This window comes from Acinetobacter sp. C26M, assembly GCF_023702675.1.
Lineage (GTDB): Bacteria > Pseudomonadota > Gammaproteobacteria > Pseudomonadales > Moraxellaceae > Acinetobacter.
On sequence record NZ_CP098478.1, the window covers coordinates 161,556 to 178,840 of the forward strand.

At 43.4% G+C, this 17,285-nt stretch carries 14 protein-coding genes and 1 riboswitch; of the genes, 13 read left to right on the forward strand and 1 reads right to left on the reverse strand.

What is annotated here, in order from left to right; all coding sequences use genetic code 11:
* Positions 1-3: 3 nt before the first annotated feature.
* The 6 genes from murC (at position 4) to lpxC (ending at position 7,020) form a co-directional block, all read left to right on the forward strand.
* The gene (gene murC / locus NDN11_RS00775) at positions 4-1,455 is read left to right on the forward strand and encodes a UDP-N-acetylmuramate--L-alanine ligase (RefSeq protein WP_251110500.1); all 1,452 of its coding nucleotides are present in this window, start codon (positions 4-6) and stop codon (positions 1,453-1,455) included.
* A gap of 90 nt (positions 1,456-1,545) precedes the next feature.
* Positions 1,546-2,472, forward strand: coding sequence for a D-alanine--D-alanine ligase (locus NDN11_RS00780; protein WP_167248511.1), 927 nt, complete (start codon positions 1,546-1,548; stop codon positions 2,470-2,472).
* A gap of 6 nt (positions 2,473-2,478) precedes the next feature.
* Positions 2,479-3,336, forward strand: a complete 858-nt coding sequence (locus NDN11_RS00785) for a cell division protein FtsQ/DivIB (protein ID WP_251110501.1) — start codon at positions 2,479-2,481, stop codon at positions 3,334-3,336.
* A gap of 61 nt (positions 3,337-3,397) precedes the next feature.
* Positions 3,398-4,660, forward strand: a complete 1,263-nt coding sequence (ftsA, locus tag NDN11_RS00790; protein WP_167248513.1) for a cell division protein FtsA — start codon at positions 3,398-3,400, stop codon at positions 4,658-4,660.
* 164 nt (positions 4,661-4,824) lie between these two features.
* On the forward strand, positions 4,825-6,006 hold the full coding sequence (ftsZ, locus tag NDN11_RS00795; protein WP_251110502.1) for a cell division protein FtsZ: 1,182 nt from the start codon (positions 4,825-4,827) through the stop codon (positions 6,004-6,006).
* Between the two features lie 111 nt (positions 6,007-6,117).
* Positions 6,118-7,020, forward strand: a complete 903-nt coding sequence (lpxC, locus tag NDN11_RS00800) for a UDP-3-O-acyl-N-acetylglucosamine deacetylase (protein WP_167248515.1) — start codon at positions 6,118-6,120, stop codon at positions 7,018-7,020.
* Positions 7,021-7,118: 98 nt separating this feature from the next.
* On the opposite strand, the gene NDN11_RS00805 is transcribed toward lpxC, so the two are convergent.
* Positions 7,119-7,559 carry a DUF721 domain-containing protein gene (locus NDN11_RS00805; protein WP_167248516.1) on the reverse strand — a complete coding sequence of 147 codons (441 nt, stop codon included), beginning with the start codon at positions 7,557-7,559 and terminating at the stop codon, positions 7,119-7,121.
* 105 nt (positions 7,560-7,664) lie between these two features.
* Here NDN11_RS00805 and NDN11_RS00810 point away from each other — a divergent pair, with 105 nt between their 5' ends.
* From NDN11_RS00810 to guaB, 7 genes are all read left to right on the forward strand, one after another.
* Entirely contained in the window at positions 7,665-8,366 is a 702-nt protein-coding gene (locus NDN11_RS00810; protein ID WP_005201593.1) for a M23 family metallopeptidase, read from the forward strand.
* A 204-nt stretch (positions 8,367-8,570) separates the two neighbouring features.
* Complete coding sequence (gene aceE / locus NDN11_RS00815; RefSeq protein WP_251110503.1) at positions 8,571-11,288, forward strand: pyruvate dehydrogenase (acetyl-transferring), homodimeric type; 2,718 nt, start codon at positions 8,571-8,573, stop codon at positions 11,286-11,288.
* A gap of 2 nt (positions 11,289-11,290) precedes the next feature.
* Positions 11,291-13,255, forward strand: a complete 1,965-nt coding sequence (locus NDN11_RS00820; RefSeq protein ID WP_251110504.1) for a 2-oxo acid dehydrogenase subunit E2 — start codon at positions 11,291-11,293, stop codon at positions 13,253-13,255.
* Between the two features lie 123 nt (positions 13,256-13,378).
* On the forward strand, positions 13,379-13,666 hold the full coding sequence (locus tag NDN11_RS00825; protein ID WP_251110505.1) for a hypothetical protein: 288 nt from the start codon (positions 13,379-13,381) through the stop codon (positions 13,664-13,666).
* 34 nt (positions 13,667-13,700) lie between these two features.
* Positions 13,701-13,842, forward strand: a riboswitch (yybP-ykoY riboswitch).
* Positions 13,843-13,925: 83 nt separating this feature from the next.
* A complete protein-coding gene (locus NDN11_RS00830) occupies positions 13,926-14,501 on the forward strand; it encodes a TMEM165/GDT1 family protein (protein ID WP_167248520.1) in 576 nt (191 codons plus the stop codon).
* Positions 14,502-14,663: 162 nt separating this feature from the next.
* On the forward strand, positions 14,664-15,470 hold the full coding sequence (locus NDN11_RS00835; RefSeq protein ID WP_167248521.1) for an oxygen-binding di-iron domain-containing protein: 807 nt from the start codon (positions 14,664-14,666) through the stop codon (positions 15,468-15,470).
* 266 nt (positions 15,471-15,736) lie between these two features.
* Positions 15,737-17,203, forward strand: a complete 1,467-nt coding sequence (gene guaB / locus NDN11_RS00840; RefSeq protein WP_167248522.1) for an IMP dehydrogenase — start codon at positions 15,737-15,739, stop codon at positions 17,201-17,203.
* The last annotated feature ends 82 nt before the right edge of the window (positions 17,204-17,285 follow it).

Below are 17,285 nucleotides of genomic sequence, written 5' to 3' on the forward strand. Positions count from 1 at the left end.
TTTATGTCTCCTACAAATCCAAACCAAGCCAAAAAGCTGATTAAAGTGCCAGAAATGCGCCGTATTAAAAATATCCACTTTGTTGGTATTGGTGGTGCGGGGATGTGTGGTATTGCCGAAGTATTGAGTAACCAAGGTTATAAAATTTCAGGTTCAGACATTAAAGCGTCGAAAACCACGGCTCAACTCGAAGCGAATGGTATTAAAGTATTTATTGGCCATTCGGCTGACAATATTAAAAACGCCAATGTATTGGTGGTATCGACTGCAATTGATCCTGAAAACCCAGAAATTAAAGCAGCCATCGAACAACGTACGCCAATCGTGCGTCGTGCGGAAATGCTCGGTGAGTTGATGCGCTACCGTCATGGTATCGCGGTTGCGGGAACGCATGGTAAAACTACCACCACCAGTTTGTTGACCACCATGTTGGCAGAAGAAAATCTCGACCCGACCTATGTGATTGGTGGTTTGCTGAATAGCACTGGTGTGAATGCAGCATTGGGTGAAAGCCGTTTTATCGTGGCAGAAGCGGATGAATCTGATGCTTCTTTCTTATATTTACAGCCGATGGCTGCGATCGTGACTAATATCGATGCGGATCACATGGATACTTATGAAGGTAGCTTTGATAAGTTAAAAGATACTTTTATTCAGTTCTTACATAACTTGCCATTCTATGGTTTGGCTGTGGTCTGTGGCGATGACGCCAATATCCGTGAGATTCTGCCACGCGTCGGTCGTCCAGTGTTGACCTATGGTTTTGATGAAGATAATGACATCCGTGCGGTAGACGTAGTACAAGAAGGTATGCAGTCACATTTTACCGTATTGCGTAAAGATCGTGAGCCATTACGTGTCACCATCAATCAACCAGGTTTGCATAATGTCTTGAATGCACTTGCTGCGATTGGCGTGGCAACTGATGAAGGTGTTTCTGATGGTGCGATTTGCCGTGCTTTAGAAGGCTTTAGTGGTGTGGGTCGTCGTTTCCAAGTTCAAGGTGAGTACGAAGTTGGTGAAGGCTTGGTGAAATTGGTGGATGACTATGGTCACCATCCGAAAGAAGTTGAAGCCACCATTAAAGCGGCACGTGCCAGCCATCCAGACCGTCGTTTAGTGATGTTGTTCCAGCCGCACCGTTTTAGCCGTACCCGTGATTGTTTTGATGACTTTGTCGATGTGTTGTCGCAAGTAGATCAGTTGTTATTACTGGAAGTTTATCCAGCAGGTGAAAAGCCGATTGTAGGTGCTGATAGTCGTGCTTTAGCGCGTAGTATTCGCCTGCGTGGTGAGGTTGAACCGATTTTGGTTGATCCTGTGGACGGCAATTTACCGAACGTTTTACAAAAAGTGTTACAAGCAAATGACCTGTTATTAACACAAGGCGCGGGTAACGTTGGTGCAATTTCGGTAGAATTGGCTCAGCATCACTTGTATGCCAAATCCCCCTAACTCCCTTTGTTAAAGGGGGAACCCCTCCCTTTGAAAAGGGAGGTGGGGAGGGATTTAATAGAATATATGAAGTTTTTTAAGGATATAAACGTGTCAAATGCTGCAAAATTCGGCAAAGTTGCTGTGTTGTTTGGTGGGAAGTCGGCTGAACGTGCTGTGTCATTGGACAGCGGTCAGGCTGTTTTAGAGGCGTTATTGCGTTCGGGCGTACAGGCAGAAGCATTTGACCCACAAGATCGTAGTGTGACTGAACTGGTTGGCTATGATCGTGCTTTTATTGTATTACACGGTCGTGGCGGTGAAGACGGTCAGATCCAAGGTGTATTGGAGTGGTTAAATCTTCCTTATACCGGTACGGGTGTACAAGGTTCTGCAATTGGTATGGATAAAGTTAAAACCAAGCAAATTTGGCAGGGTAGTGATTTACCAACCGCACCTTACCGTATTATTAGCAAAGACACAGACCTTGACTCAGTGATTGCTGAATTGGGCTTGCCAGTGATTATCAAACCTGTGCATGAAGGCTCAAGTGTCGGCATGAGCAAGGTTGAAAAAGCAGAAGATTTTGCTGCAGCAATTGAAAAAGCCACTCAGCATGATGCGGTAGTAATGGCAGAAAAATGGATCACAGGTCGTGAATTCACGATTTCATTCTTAAATGGTCAACCGTTACCCGTGATTCGTTTGCAGCCACCAGCAGACGTTGCCTTCTATGACTATGAAGCAAAATATCAACGTAATGATGTGGAATATGGTATTCCTTGTGGTCTAAGTGAATCGGAAGAGAAAAGCTTGCAAGCACTGTGTTTACGCGCATTTCAGGCTGTGGGTGCAGAAGGCTGGGGTCGTATTGATGCGATGCAAGATGAGCAAGGGACTTTCTGGTTACTGGAAGTGAATACTGTTCCTGGAATGACTAGCCACTCTTTGGTGCCAAAAGCAGCACAAGCTGTTGGCTATAGTTTTGATCAGCTTTGTGTTGCTATTTTAGAGCAAACCTTAGCAAAGTCGGCTTAACGATCTATGGCTCAGCTTCCTGCCTCGATGCGCCGTAAAACGCGGCCAGCCATTAGCTCGATTCACGAGAAACCGCCTTCACCTAAGCAAAAAATGGTGAATGCGGGTGGTTGGGTCTTGCTGGTGATTGCGTTTGTTGTATTGGCCTTGGGTTTGTTTGGCTTATATAAAGTCATGACTGATGCTCGAGCGGCACAGTTGCAGGTGGTTGGGACCAATTCTGAGGTTGAAAATCAACAGTTAGTTCAATATCTTAGTCCGATGATTAAAGATAACTATTTCACTTCAGATTTAGAACAAATTCGAGATCAAGCATTAAAAGTATCATGGGTTGATCGTGTGGTGGTGTCACGAGCTTGGCCAAATGCAATTCGGGTGCGAGTAATGCCGCGTCATGCAATTGCACGTTGGGGAACAGGGCGTTTGCTTAGTGACAATGGCGATGTATTTAGTGAGGCAGTGCCAACAACACATCCAAACTTGCCGCTTTTACATGGGCCCGCCAGCCAATCCAAAATGATGATGCGTCGCTATAATGAAATTAATCAATTGTTTCATCCAGCGAATTTGAGATTAAAAGAATTGTATTTAACCGAGCGTATGACGTGGTTTATGCAGTTTGATTCGGGCTTACGGATTATTGTAGACCAAGATCAAACCATGAATAAGTTGCAACGCTTAAGCCATTTGGCACAAACGGATTTAAAACCTGTATGGTCAAAAATCACGGCAATTGATTTGCGTTATCGGAATGGCCTTGCTATTCAGTGGAAAAATGCAACTCCGCCAAAGATTGTCAACGGTCAGTTAGTTGTAACGATTGATGACACAAGCCTTGCAGGGGCAATTCAGGCAAAGCCATAATACGTGGCTTAAAATAAAGGGCAATCGTCCTAAACAACATTAAAGATATGGTATTGAAGTAATGAGTGAAGCTGTTCCCTCAGTTGTTGCGATTGATATTGGGACTCATAAAGTCTCAGTTTTGATTGGTAAGATCCATGCACCAGATAAGATCCAAGTCATTGGCATGGCAACTGCTCGCAACCGAGGTATGGTTAAAGGCAAGATTGTTAGCTTAGACAAGGTGATTGCGGCAATCAAGAATGCGGTATCCGAAGCTGAGGATATGGCTGAGTGTCGTATTCATAGTGCATGGGTGTCGATTCCAAGTACTGAATTACAAAGTTTTTATGCGTCAGGCCGTACTCCTGTTGCCAACCACGATCATATTATTACGACAAATGAAGTGGTGCGCGCGTTAGAGTTGGCCAAAGCCAGTCACGTATCGCCAGATTATTATCTTGCCAGTGCTGTGCCATTGGGCTTTGAGTTAGGTGATTCAGCGGAATGGGTACAAAACCCAGTCAATATGTCTGCACATAGTATGACGGGTCATTATCAGTTGATGATGATGCCAATCAGCACCATGCAAAACCTTGATCGTGCCATGAAAGGGGCGAATATCGGGGTGGAAAAAATGGTGGTGTCTTGTTTGGCAACCGCTGAAGCAAGTTTGCTAAAAGACGAAAAAGAATATGGTGTCTGCTTGGTTGATATTGGTGCAGGTATTACCAATATTGCTGTGTATCTCGATGGTCGTTTGGCTTTAGCGCGAACCCTGCCACGTGGTGGTGAGAATGTTACGCGTGATATTGCTGCTGTTTTACAGACCACCACGGAAGAAGCAGAACGCATCAAGATTTTACATGGCTGTGTTGACCTGAGTGTGGTGAAACCTGATCACATGATCCAAGTACAAGGCATTGATGGCACACAAACCATCAGTCGTATAGAGCTTGCAGAAATCATCATTGCGCGTTATGAAGAAATCTTCACATTAATTCGTGAAGAATTGGAGCATAGCGGTGCGATTCATGGTCTCTACCATGGCGTGGTACTCACAGGTGATTCTTGTCAAATTGAAGGTATGGTCAATTTGGCACGTCGTATGTTGGGTGTGTCTGCTCATTTGGGTAATCCGCCATTGCAAGTCTATGCGGATGATCAACATTTAGCTGCATTGCGTCGTTCAATGTATGCAACTGCATCTGGCTTATTGATGTTTAGTCAAAGTGATTTGCAAGATACGGTTGAAGAGCCAGAAGAAGCAAGTGATCGTAGTTTTGTAGATCGTGTTGCCAATGGTTGGAATGCATTAAATAGCAAATTAAAGGCCATCTTTTAAGTTGTAGTTATTTTTGGGAAAATTTGTTAGGAAGTTGTTCTAAATCAGCCACTGTACTTGACAAGCTAGCGATTATTGAACAGCATCCTACACATCAGTTGTTTAAAAATCAGGGCAGTAACGGGCTGAAGTAACTGCCATTAATATTAGGAAATCTAAAGGTCATGGCCTCATTTGAATTTATAGAAGATGAACTAGACAATGGCAACGGTCAAGCCCGTTTCACAGTATTTGGCGTTGGTGGTGGTGGCGGTAATGCTGTGCAGCACATGGCGCAATCTGATATCCAAGGTGTAAAGTTTGTTTGTGCAAATACAGATAAACAAGCATTGGATAGCATGAACGCCCCATTCAAAATTCAATTGGGTGAACAAAGTACACGTGGTTTAGGTGCAGGCGCGAATCCAGAAGTGGGTCAGATCGCAGCGGAAGAAAGCCGTGAAGTGATTCGTCAACATCTTGAAGGCACCGACATGGTGTTTGTCACTGCCGGTATGGGTGGTGGTACAGGTACTGGCGCTGCGCCAGTGGTTGCCGAAGTTGCCAAAGAGATGGGGATCTTGACTGTGGGTGTAGTGACTACACCATTCAACTTTGAAGGTCGTCGTCGTCAAAAGTCTGCTGAAAAGGGTATTGATGCCTTGGAAGCGCATGTTGATTCATTGATCATTATTCCAAACCAGCGCTTACTCAGCGTTTATGGCGATATCTCAATGAAAGATGCCTATAAAAAGGCAGATGATGTGTTGCTGAATGCAGTGCGCAGTATCTTTGATCTTGTGGTAAACCGTGGTCATATTAACCTTGACTTTGCTGACTTGAAAACAGCCATGAGTACACGTGGTTATGCCATGATGGGTGCTGGTTTAGGTCGTGGTGAAGATCGTGCTCGCCAAGCAGCAGAGCAGGCGATTCGTAGCCCATTGCTTGATAATGTAAATATTATCAACGCAAAAGGCGTATTGATTAACATCACGGGTGGTGATGACATTACCCTGCGTGAAACTGAAATCATTACTGATGTGGTTAACCAAATCGTTGACTTGGATGAAGGTGAAATCTTCTACGGTACGGTATTTGATCCAGATGCACGTGATGAATTACGTGTCACTGTTATTGCAACAGGTTTAACCCGTAATGCGAGTGAAGTTGATCAAAAGCGTCGTGCGGTGACTTCACATGCGCCAGTTTCTCAAACTGCGCAACAATCGGTTGACGAAGATGATGTTCCAGCGATCAGCAAACGTACAAATACGGATGCTCCAGTGGGTGCAACCGCAAGTTCTACGCCACGTTCATCGCCAATGAGCATTCAAGACTATCTGAAAAATCAACAGCGTAAATAATAAAATCATATATTTAGAGAAAGGGGGTAAGTAATTACCCCCTTTTTTATTTTTTTAAAATGGCAAAATATGCTAAGTTATATCGGTTTTTGCAAATGAAGTTGGTATGGCATGTTGAAACAACGTACTCTCAAACGTGTGGTGAAAGCGAGCGGTATTGGTCTGCACAGTGGTCAAAAGGTGCTGATTAATTTTGTTCCACATCATATTGATGGAGGTATTGTCTTTCGCCGTATCGACTTAAATCCCCCGATTGATCTTCCCGCTAATGCTTTATTGATTCAAGAAGCCTTTATGTGCTCGAATTTGGTTCGTGAAGATATCAAAGTTGGCACCATTGAGCATGTCATGAGTGCGATTGCAGGACTGGGGATTGATAATCTGATTGTTGAAGTCTCTGCATCCGAAGTTCCGATTATGGATGGTAGTGCAGGACCTTTTATCTATTTACTCATGCAAGGTGAATTGGCGGAGCAAGATGCGCCAAAGAAGTTCATTCGCATTTTAAAGCCTGTGGAGGCTTTAATCGACGACAAGAAAGCGATTTTTTCACCACATTCAGGCTTTCAGCTCAACTTTACCATCGATTTTGATCATCCTGCATTTGCGAAAGAATACCAATCAGCCACGATCGATTTTTCAACTGAAACTTTTGTTTATGAGGTCAGTGAGGCACGCACTTTCGGCTTTATGAAGGACTTAGATTACTTAAAAGCCAATAATTTGGCCTTAGGCGCAAGCTTGGAAAATGCCATAGGTGTGGATGATACAGGTGTAGTTAATGAGGAAGGTTTACGCTTTGCCGATGAGTTTGTGCGGCATAAAATTTTAGATGCTGTCGGTGATTTGTATTTACTAGGTCATCAAGTTATTGCCAAGTTTGATGGCTATAAATCAGGACATGCGTTAAATAATCAGCTATTACGCAATGTTCAAAATGATCCAAGCAGCTATGAAATTGTAACATTTAATAACGAGAGTGATTGTCCAATTCCTTATGTGAGTGTGACATAAGTCATTGTCTTTTATTGTCTATGTTATATTATAACAATTGAATCTGAGATTTTCATCACACAAAACTAGTGTGTATTCCAACACTTAATATATGAAGTTTACTTTTTATTGCTTGCCAAACGTAGCAAAGCTTGGCTAAGCTTAGGGTCGCTCACATATTCAGCGGCGCTGCGCAATTGCTCTTGGGTCTCTGATGTAAGTGCTTTTGTTGGGGGAGAGGGTTCACGAGAGGCAACTGTTTTGTTTCTTAAGCGAACTTGGATTTTTCGTAATTCCTTGAGTCCTTCGAGCTGAGCTAACTGCGCAACATAGTGGCTTTGTAAATAGCTGAGTTGACTAATCATTGCTTGATTTTCACCGGTTATGATCAAAACCCCATGTTGATAACAAACAACCTGCCATTGCTCTGGTTGGGGCAGTAAAGGTTGAATAATTTTCGTAAGTTGTTTCCATTGTGTGACTTGCGTCGTCAGAAACGTTAAGTTTCCAGTTTTTATGTGTTGTCCTTTCTGTTGGAAAACGTTGCTAGGGTCAGACATATAACTTCCTCGGAGGTAATGTGTCCATCTTAAGCGTTTGCTTCAGCTGTTATCAAGGAAGAGATGATAAAGGAACGTTTGAAGGACGGTTTCAAGAGGTTTTTTATGCATCATACGCGTCGTATTTTACTCGCATTTTCGTTGGCTGCTTCAGCTGCTTCGGTTGCTTTCGCAGATTATCAGAATATTGGTCAAGCTACAGGTGACGACCGCTTAGAGCAATTATCAAAAACCTTAGCTCAAGGTTCTTATACTCATTCTGCTGATATGGATCTGCCAGCTGTATCGAATGTATCCGTTAAATTACGTGAAAAAACCATTGAATTGAACAATGCAACGATCGAGAAGAAATATGGTCGTTCAGCGATTTCATCTCAAGACAACGCACCTTCATTCTCTGCAAATACAGGTTATTCTTGGTTGGTCAGCCATCCATTGCAAGAAGGGCGTGTCAGTTCTTCTTGGGGGAACCGTACCTTATTAGGTTCAACACGTCATCATTCTGGTGTTGATCTTGCTGCACCCTCTGGTACGCCAATCTATTCCACTGGCCCTGGTGTCGTGACCAAGTCAGGTTGGGGTACAGGCTATGGTCAGTATGTTGAAATTGATCATGGCAATGGTTATATCACTCGTTATGCACATGCATCACGTTTAATCGTGAATGCAGGTGATCGCGTGAGTGCTGGTGAGCATATTGCCAATGTTGGTTGTACGGGTCGTTGTACTGGACCACATTTACACTTTGAAGTTGTGAAAGATGGTCAACGGAAAAATCCATCAACTTATTTAGCAATGTTGCCTTAATGTAATTTGTTAACAGTTGTATATAAATATCTCAAAAAATCGCCTTTATTGGCGATTTTTTATGTTTTTTGTTTCATTTCGGTCAATGACTATTTTGTCAGAAAATAATAAGGCATTTTGCATTCATTTAGGGCAATACCTCTATCACCGCAAAACATGATAAAAATAGAGTTGACAAATAACTTAAGGGAAAAGGTGAATTGTATGGCGTTTTATGGCGACTCTGACGCGCAAGAAACCCAGGAATGGCAAGAAGCATTTGATTCAGTATTACAACATATGGGCACGGAGCGTGCTGCCTTCTTACTAGAAAAACTTTATCAACGGGCTATTGCAAAACATGTTCCAATCCAACGCCTAAATACGCCTTATCTCAATACCATTTCAGTTGAAGAACAACCAGCCATGCCTGGTGATCAGGATATGGAACGTCGTATCCGTGCTTTGATTCGCTGGAATGCATTGGCAATGGTGTTGCGTGCCAATAAAACGGGTGACGACCTCGGTGGTCACCTTGCAAGTTTTGCATCGTCTGCAACGCTTTATGATGTTGGTTTTAACCATTTCTTCCGCGCTGCTTCAGATAACTTTGGCGGTGACATGATCTATTATCAAGGTCACTGTGCACCTGGTATTTATGCGCGATCATTCCTTGAAGGTCGCTTAACTGAAGATCAATTGAATAATTTCCGCCGTGAAGTAGGTGGTAATGGTCTTCCAAGTTACCCACATCCGTATTTGATGCCGGATTATTGGCAGTTCCCGACCGTATCGATGGGTTTAGGCCCGATTATGTCGATTTACCAAGCACACATTCAAAAGTACTTGATGAATCGTGGCTTGATCAAAGAAGAAGATCGTAAAGTCTGGGCATATCTAGGCGATGGTGAGATGGATGAGCCTGAAAGTACGGGTGCAATCTCACTGGCTGGTCGTGAAAAATTAGATAACTTGGTTTGGGTAGTGAACTGTAACTTACAGCGTCTGGATGGCCCAGTACGTGGTAATGGTAAGATCATCCAAGAGCTTGAATCATTATTCCGTGGTGCCGGCTGGCGTGTGATTAAAGTGGTTTGGGGCCGTCATTGGGATCCACTACTTGCGCAAGATAGTTCAGGTGCTTTAAAAGCGGTCATGGAAGAAACAGTTGATGGTGAGTATCAGCGCTATCAAGTGAAAGGCGGTGCATATACCCGTGAGAAATTCTTTGGCAAGTACCCAGAAGCTGCGGAACTGGTAAAAGATTTAAGTGATGAAGACATTGATAATCTTAACCGTGGTGGTCATGACCCGTACAAAGTTTTTGCTGCCTATGCAGAAGCAATGAAAGCCAAAGGTCAACCAACTGTTATTCTTGCGAAAACGGTCAAAGGTTATGGTTTGTCTGAAGAAATTGAAGCGGTGAACAAAACTCACCAAATCAAAAAAATGCAGATCGACTCTTTGAAATATGTACGTGACCGTTTTAACCTGCCATTTACAGATGATAAGTTAGAAGAGCTTCCATTCTATCGCCCAAGTGAAAACTCTCCTGAAATGAAGTATATGAAGGCGCGTCGAGAGGCATTAGGTGGCTACCTACCTGCACGTCGTCGTGAGAGTGAAACTTTAGCGATTCCTGAATTATCAGTATTTGATGCTGTATTAAATGGTTCTGGTGGTAAAGAGCAATCGACCACGATGCTAATGGTGCGTTTAATTGCTGCTTTACTGAAAGAAAAAGCAATTAAAGATCGTGTAGTGCCAATCGTTCCAGACGAAGCACGTACTTTTGGTTTAGAAGGGATGTTCCGTCAGCTCGGTATTTATGCCGCTCACGGTCAAAAATATACCCCAGAAGACCAAGAGCAGTTAATGCATTACCGTGAAGCAAGTGACGGTCACATGCTACAAGAAGGTATTAACGAAGCGGGTGCGATGAGTGCATGGGCTGCGTTGGCAACCAGTTATTCAACCAATAACTTGCCGATGATTCCAATGTACATGTACTACTCAATGTTCGGTTTCCAACGTATTGGTGACATTGCATGGGCTGCTGGTGATGCACAGGCACAAGGTTTCTTGTTAGGTGCCACTGCGGGTCGTACTACATTGAACGGTGAAGGTTTACAGCACCAAGATGGTCATTCACATATCTTGGCGAACACGATTCCAAACTGCGTATCTTATGATCCATGTTTTGGTTATGAATTGGCGGTGATCGTACACGATGGTTTACAACGTATGTATGTGAACCAAGAGCGTGTGTTCTACTACTTAACTGTAATGAACGAAAACTACGAGCATCCTGCAATGCCAGAAGGCGCCGAGGAAGGCATTAAACGTGGTATGTACTTGTTCGAAAAAGATGAACAAGCAACGGTTCAATTATTGGGTTCAGGTGTAATCCTTCGTGAAGTGATTAAAGCTGCGAAAATCTTACGTGATGAATATCAAATCCGTTCAAACGTTTGGAGTGTAACAAGCTTCAATGAGTTGTCACGTGATGGTATGGCATGTGAAGAATACAACCGCTTACACCCCCTTACTGAAGAAGTGAAAGAATCTTGGGTATCTAAGCAGTTACGTGGTACAGAAGGTATCGTGGTTTCTGCTACAGACCATATGCGTGCGTATAGCGAACAAATCCGTGCATATCTTCCAGATGGTCGTCCATTTGTTGCATTAGGTACCGATGGTTACGGCCGTTCAGATACACGTGCGAACTTACGTAGTTTCTTTGGTGTTGATGCTGCACATATTGTTGTTGCTACTTTGAAAAAATTAGCGGACGAAGGTGAAGTAGATGCACGTTTAGTGAAAGATGCAATTTCTAACTTTGAGTTAGATACTGATCGTCCAGTGGCATGGGCGCCACAAGCGCATCCAGAAGTTCAGGCAGTTGCTGAATACCATGAAACGCAAACAGGTGAGGGGAAATAATCATGCAAATCCAAGCACCTGATATTGGCGTAGATAAAGCACTGGTTGCAGAAATCTTGGTCAAAGTGGGCGACCATGTTGCAGTTGATGATAGCCTTCTGGTTTTAGAATCAGATAAAGCAACGGTAGAAGTACCAAGCACTGCAGCAGGTATCGTGAAAAGTATTCTGGTTCAACAAGGCGATGAAGTGACTGAAGGCGTCGCATTGATTGAATTAGAGTCGGAGGCTGCTGCTGAAACACCTGCGAATGAAGCACCGAAAGCAGAAGCGCCAAAAGCAGAAGCAAAACCAGTGGAAGCTGAAACAAAAGCGCAACCTGCTGCTCCAGCAGCGACTGCAAGCCAGATTGTGGATGTAAAAGTTCCAGATATTGGTGTAGAAAAAGCCCTGGTTGCAGAAGTGTTGGTCAAAGTCGGTGATCAGATTGAACCTGAACAAAGTATTGTTGTGGTTGAATCGGACAAGGCGACGGTAGAAGTACCAAGCTCGGTTGCGGGGATTGTGGAAGCGATCCAGATCAAAGAAGGTGACAGTATTAAGGAAGGCGTGGTCTTGATTCAGGTCAAGACGACGAGTGCCGGCACGTCATCTGAACCGCAAGCAGCGCCAGTTCAAACAGAAGCGCCAGTGGCAACAACAGAAGCACCAACTACAACTCATACCTCAACAGGTAATGTTGAAATTGAAGTACCTGATCTGGGTGTAGAAAAAGCCTTGGTTTCAGAAATTCTGGTCAATGTTGGTGATCGTGTTGAAGCACAACAAAGCTTATGCGTGGTTGAGTCAGATAAGGCATCGGTTGAAGTGCCAAGCTCGGTAGCAGGCATTGTAAAAGCACTTCATGTGTCTTCGAATCAGGAAGTGCGTCAAGGCGTGGCTTTGGCAACGATTGAGGTCAGTGGTCAGGCCGCTGCACCAGCAGCAGCGCCAAAAGCACAAGTTCCTTCGGCACCAGTAGCAAACACAGCGCCAGAAAAACCACAAGCTCCTGCAACGACAGCAGCAACTGCGCCAGCGCAAGCTGAGAAGTTGACTAAACAGCAAGAAGCAGACAATGCCAAAGTCTACGCAGGTCCAGCCGTGCGTAAACTGGCACGTGAGTTAGGTGTGGTTCTTGGGCAGGTCAAAGCATCAGGCGAGCATGGTCGTGTGATGAAAGACGATGTGTTTGCCTATGTGAAAACACGTCTGACCGCACCACAACCCGCTGCTGCAACGCAAGCCACTCCAGTGGCTTCAGGCTTGCCGAAGTTGCCAGACTTTAGTGCATTTGGTGGCGGTGAAGTGAAAACAATGACGCGTTTACAGCAAGTGTCTGTGCCACAGCTGTCATTGAATAACTTTATTCCGCAAGTGACGCAGTTTGACTTGGCGGATATTACCGAGCTGGAAGCATGGCGTGGTGAACTGAAAGATGGCTTTAAAAAGCAAGGTCTTAGCCTGACGATCTTGGCATTCATTGCCAAAGCGGTTGCACACTTGCTCAAAGAAGAACCTTATTTTGCTGGACATTTGGCTGATGATCAGAAGTCAGTGTTGTTGCGTAACGAAATTCATATGGGTATTGCAGTTGCGACTCCAGATGGCTTAACCGTACCGGTATTGCGTAATCCTGACCAGAAGTCAATTAAGCAAATCGCGACAGAACTGGCTGAACTGAGCCAGAAAGCACGTGACCGCAAATTGTCACCGAAAGATTTACAAGGTGCTAACTTTACCATTACCAGCTTAGGCAGTATTGGTGGTACAGCGTTTACTCCATTGGTGAACTGGCCTCAAGTTGCGATTTTGGGTATTTCACCTGCAACCATGCAACCAGTATGGAATGGCAAAGATTTTGATCCACGTTTGATGTTGCCGTTGTCATTATCGTATGACCATCGTGTGATTAATGGTGCTGACGCCGCACGTTTTACCAATAAGCTGACCAAGCTGTTAAAAGATATTCGTAGCCTATTGCTCTAATTGCTTTTTGAGTTTAGAGAACCTCGCTTTGGCGGGGTTTTCTGTTTTTAGGCTGGAAAAAACATGGCTTTATTTATGCTATGTTGGACATAAAATAAATTCTCATTGTTTGAGGGAGCAGGGATGTTAGGGATCTATCGGGTAATGCTACCTTTATTACTCATTGTTTTTGTGGCGATGGGATTATGGGTTAGTTTTTTACATTTTCCATGGGAGTGGATGATGTATGTGGTAATGGGTTTTGAGGTCCTACTTGCGACGGTCGTCATGGCAATGGAATACCAAGCTCAAAACGTAGGTGGAGCAAGTGGTTGGGGCAGTTTGGGTTTTCTCGGTCTAAGTGTGTATTTTGCTGTTTTTCTCGGTTTATTACGTGTGCTCATTTGGAGTTACCAAAAATTTTGGCTTTAGAGATTTAAAACAATTTTATTGTTTGGTAGAATGAATTCACTTCATTGGGGAGTAGCCGCTATTTACGCAAAGTAAATAGGTGATGATCAACATAATTGCTCAACTGAGCATGGTCATCATAGCAAAGAACCAAGAACAGCTTTTTGGCTGTGCTTTTGTTGGCAAGACCTTTGATTTACCACTCTGCATCAATCTATTTGATTTTGGCTAGCAGGAGGGGTAGGTCATTGGTATATTTTGCTAGCCAGAGCATTCAACAATGTATGAATTCCTCATCTCGACGTCAATCGTTGCCCTTGCTGAAATGGGTGATAAAACACAATTGCTCGCACTCTTGCTCGCAGCACGTTTCCGTAAACCGATTCCGATTTTAATTGCCATTCTATTAGCCACCACCATCAATCATGGTATTTCTGCTGTCTTGGGACAATGGATTACCACCGTACTCAGTCCTGAGATTTTACTGTGGATTCTTGCCCTCGGTTTCATCGGGATGGCGATTTGGATGTTGATTCCAGATGAACTGGGTGATGAAACTGAAAATATCAATAAATGGCAGAAATTTGGGGTTTTCGGTGCCACCTTCATTCTATTTTTCTTGGCTGAAATTGGTGATAAAACCCAAATCGCGACAGTCGCTTTAGCCGCACGTTTTGACAGTGTTTTTTGGGTAATGATTGGAACCACATTCGGGATGATGATCGCGAATGCCCCTGCGGTGTTTATTGGCAATAAATTGGCGGATAAATTACCGATTTCCTTGATCCATAAAATCGGTGCCGCGATCTTCTTGATTGTAGGTGTTTCGAGCTTGGTGCAACACTATTTCTTCTAATCTAATCGAATGTTAAATCAGTACAGACCCATCCAAAAGTGATGGGTTTTTTCTTATAAATTATGATAAAAGTCCAATATCTGATTGAAACATGAGCTAAATCCCATTATTTTATTATGGAATTAAAATATTTCATATTTAAAGAATTTTTCTGGGGTGGTTATGAGTTTTGAGCGAACAACGTCGCAAATACTGTTTGATAATGGCACACATAAATGCATTAGTTTTACCAGTTTGGTTAAAGGGGAAGGTATTCAGGCCAATCAATTTTTAATTATTGATCATGATCGGGCGGCTGTTTTAGATCCGGGTGGCGACCTTACTTATGTGCCTTTAACCATGGAGCTTAATCGCTATACCAAACTGAAAAATTTGGATTATGTGATGGCTTCGCATCAAGACCCTGACATTATTACCTCAATGCCACGCTGGTTGGTCTATACCGATGCCAAAGTTGTGGCATCAAAACTATGGGCACGCTTTTTACCACATCTCAACTCAGCTTTTATGAGTGAGCGAATGAAGGGGAATTGGGAAGAGCGTTTGATCGAACTGTCAGATACAGGACAAATTATTCCTTTGGGTGAGTCCTCAATTGTTGCAGTGCCTGCACATTTCCTGCATTCCGTGGGTAACTTCCAGTTTTATGATCCGACAGCGAAAATTCTATTTTCAGGCGATATGGGTGCTTCAATCGTTGATGATGCGAGTCTACCGATTACGGATTTTGAAACGCATATCAAAAAGATGAAAGGCTTTCATCAACGCTATATGTGCTCCAATAAAGTAATTCGGTTGTGGGTCAATATGGTGCGTCAGATGGATATCGACATGATTGTGCCGCAACATGGCACCGCTTTTGTGGGTAAGGAGATGATCAATCAATTTTTGGATTGGATTGAGCAGCTAGAATGCGGTGTTGATTTGATGAATGAATATGTTTTTAGTTTGCCTACGGAAATGAGTTAAGTCATGGTAAGTGAAATGTAACGTTTTATGCGTGGTAGGGCAGCGACGTCGCTGTTCTATCTGTTAATTTGATATTTTATTTATATATTATTGAAATTTATATAAATAATTGATGCTTTCTTGAACTGAATTTTCAGGATTGAGAGCGAAAAGTTATGGTGTCGAAAATCACCAATAGGATCAATTAAAATTATTTTCATCATAGAAAATGAAATCACATTGAAATTTGTTTATAATAGCTCACGGAAATTACCAGTGAGATTGTTATGCTGACCATCGTTCAAGAAGCGCTAACCTTCGATGATGTCTTATTACTTCCTGCCTACTCAACTGTTCTCCCAAAAGATGTCTCCTTAAAGACACGTTTAACACGCGGAATTCAACTTAATATCCCTCTCGTTTCTGCTGCAATGGATACAGTGACTGAATCACGTATGGCAATTGCGATGGCGCAAAATGGCGGTATTGGTATTTTGCACAAAAACATGGATATTGCAGCGCAAGCCGCTGAAGTCCGCCGTGTGAAAAAATTTGAAGCAGGTATGGTGAAAGACCCAATCATCGTTAGCCCTGAAACGACAGTGCGTGAGCTGATTGCGATTACCCAAGCGAATAACATTAGTGGTGTGCCTGTTGTAAAAGATGGCAAAGTGGTGGGTATCGTCACAGGTCGTGATACACGCTTTGAAACCAATCTTGAACAGCCTGTAAGTAACATCATGACAGGTCAAGATCGTCTCGTGACTGTTCGTGAAGGCGAATCGAAAGAAAATATCCAAGCATTATTGCAAAAACACCGTATTGAAAAAGTATTGGTTGTTGGTGAGAACAATGAGCTTAAAGGCTTAATTACGGTCACTGACTTCCGTAAAGCTGAAAGCTATCCAAACAGTTGTAAAGATGATTTGGGTCGTTTACGTGTTGGTGCTGCGGTCGGTACAGGTGCAGAAACACCAAGCCGTGTCGAAGCCTTGGTTGATGCAGGCGTAGATGCGATTGTGGTGGATACAGCACATGGTCATTCTGCGGGTGTAATTGAACGTGTTCGTTGGGTAAAAGCCAACTACCCACAAGTTCAAGTGATTGGTGGAAATATTGCAACAGGTGATGCAGCCTTGGCATTGCTTGATGCTGGTGCTGATGCCGTAAAAGTAGGTATCGGTCCTGGTTCAATCTGTACCACACGTATCGTTGCTGGTATTGGTATGCCACAGATTTCTGCAATTGACAGTGTTGCAAATGCACTGAAAGATCAAATTCCTTTGATTGCGGATGGTGGTATTCGTTTCTCTGGTGATATGGCGAAAGCGATTGGTGCAGGTGCGAGCACGATTATGGTCGGTTCACTCCTCGCTGGAACAGAAGAAGCACCAGGTGAAGTTGAATTCTTCCAAGGCCGTTATTACAAAGCATACCGTGGCATGGGTTCATTAGGTGCAATGGCGGGCGTATCTGGTTCTGCTGACCGTTATTTCCAAGACGCTAAAGCAGGTGCTGAGAAGTTAGTGCCAGAAGGCATCGAAGGTCGAGTTCCATACAAAGGACCAATGGGTAACATCGTACATCAAATGATGGGTGGTTTGCGTTCATCGATGGGTTATACGGGTTCATCTGTTATTGAAGATCTTCGTCAAAATGCAAAATTTGTGAAGATTACGTCAGCAGGTATGTCTGAATCACATGTTCATGACGTTACGATTACCAAGGAAGCACCAAACTATCGAGTTGGTTGATTTTTGGTAATTTTGTTGACAGAAAAACCGTCAGTCCACTGACGGTTTTTTCGTTTTGGTGTAAAGTGAATAAGATGAAGAA

What these genes read in the sequence shown, in the direction of transcription:
- NDN11_RS00785 (WP_251110501.1), top strand. Translation starts at nt 2,479, where the DNA reads ATGGCTCAGCTTCCTGCCTCGATGCGCCGTAAAACGCGGCCAGCCATT.
- lpxC (WP_167248515.1), top strand. Translation starts at nt 6,118, where the DNA reads ATGTTGAAACAACGTACTCTCAAACGTGTGGTGAAAGCGAGCGGTATT.
- guaB (WP_167248522.1), top strand. Translation starts at nt 15,737, where the DNA reads ATGCTGACCATCGTTCAAGAAGCGCTAACCTTCGATGATGTCTTATTA.
- NDN11_RS00835 (WP_167248521.1), top strand. Translation starts at nt 14,664, where the DNA reads ATGAGTTTTGAGCGAACAACGTCGCAAATACTGTTTGATAATGGCACA.
- aceE (WP_251110503.1), top strand. Translation starts at nt 8,571, where the DNA reads ATGGCGTTTTATGGCGACTCTGACGCGCAAGAAACCCAGGAATGGCAA.
- ftsA (WP_167248513.1), top strand. Translation starts at nt 3,398, where the DNA reads ATGAGTGAAGCTGTTCCCTCAGTTGTTGCGATTGATATTGGGACTCAT.
- ftsZ (WP_251110502.1), top strand. Translation starts at nt 4,825, where the DNA reads ATGGCCTCATTTGAATTTATAGAAGATGAACTAGACAATGGCAACGGT.
- murC (WP_251110500.1), top strand. Translation starts at nt 4, where the DNA reads ATGTCTCCTACAAATCCAAACCAAGCCAAAAAGCTGATTAAAGTGCCA.
- NDN11_RS00820 (WP_251110504.1), top strand. Translation starts at nt 11,291, where the DNA reads ATGCAAATCCAAGCACCTGATATTGGCGTAGATAAAGCACTGGTTGCA.
- NDN11_RS00805 (WP_167248516.1), bottom strand. Translation starts at nt 7,559, where the DNA reads ATGTCTGACCCTAGCAACGTTTTCCAACAGAAAGGACAACACATAAAA.
- NDN11_RS00830 (WP_167248520.1), top strand. Translation starts at nt 13,926, where the DNA reads ATGTATGAATTCCTCATCTCGACGTCAATCGTTGCCCTTGCTGAAATG.
- NDN11_RS00825 (WP_251110505.1), top strand. Translation starts at nt 13,379, where the DNA reads ATGTTAGGGATCTATCGGGTAATGCTACCTTTATTACTCATTGTTTTT.
- NDN11_RS00810 (WP_005201593.1), top strand. Translation starts at nt 7,665, where the DNA reads ATGCATCATACGCGTCGTATTTTACTCGCATTTTCGTTGGCTGCTTCA.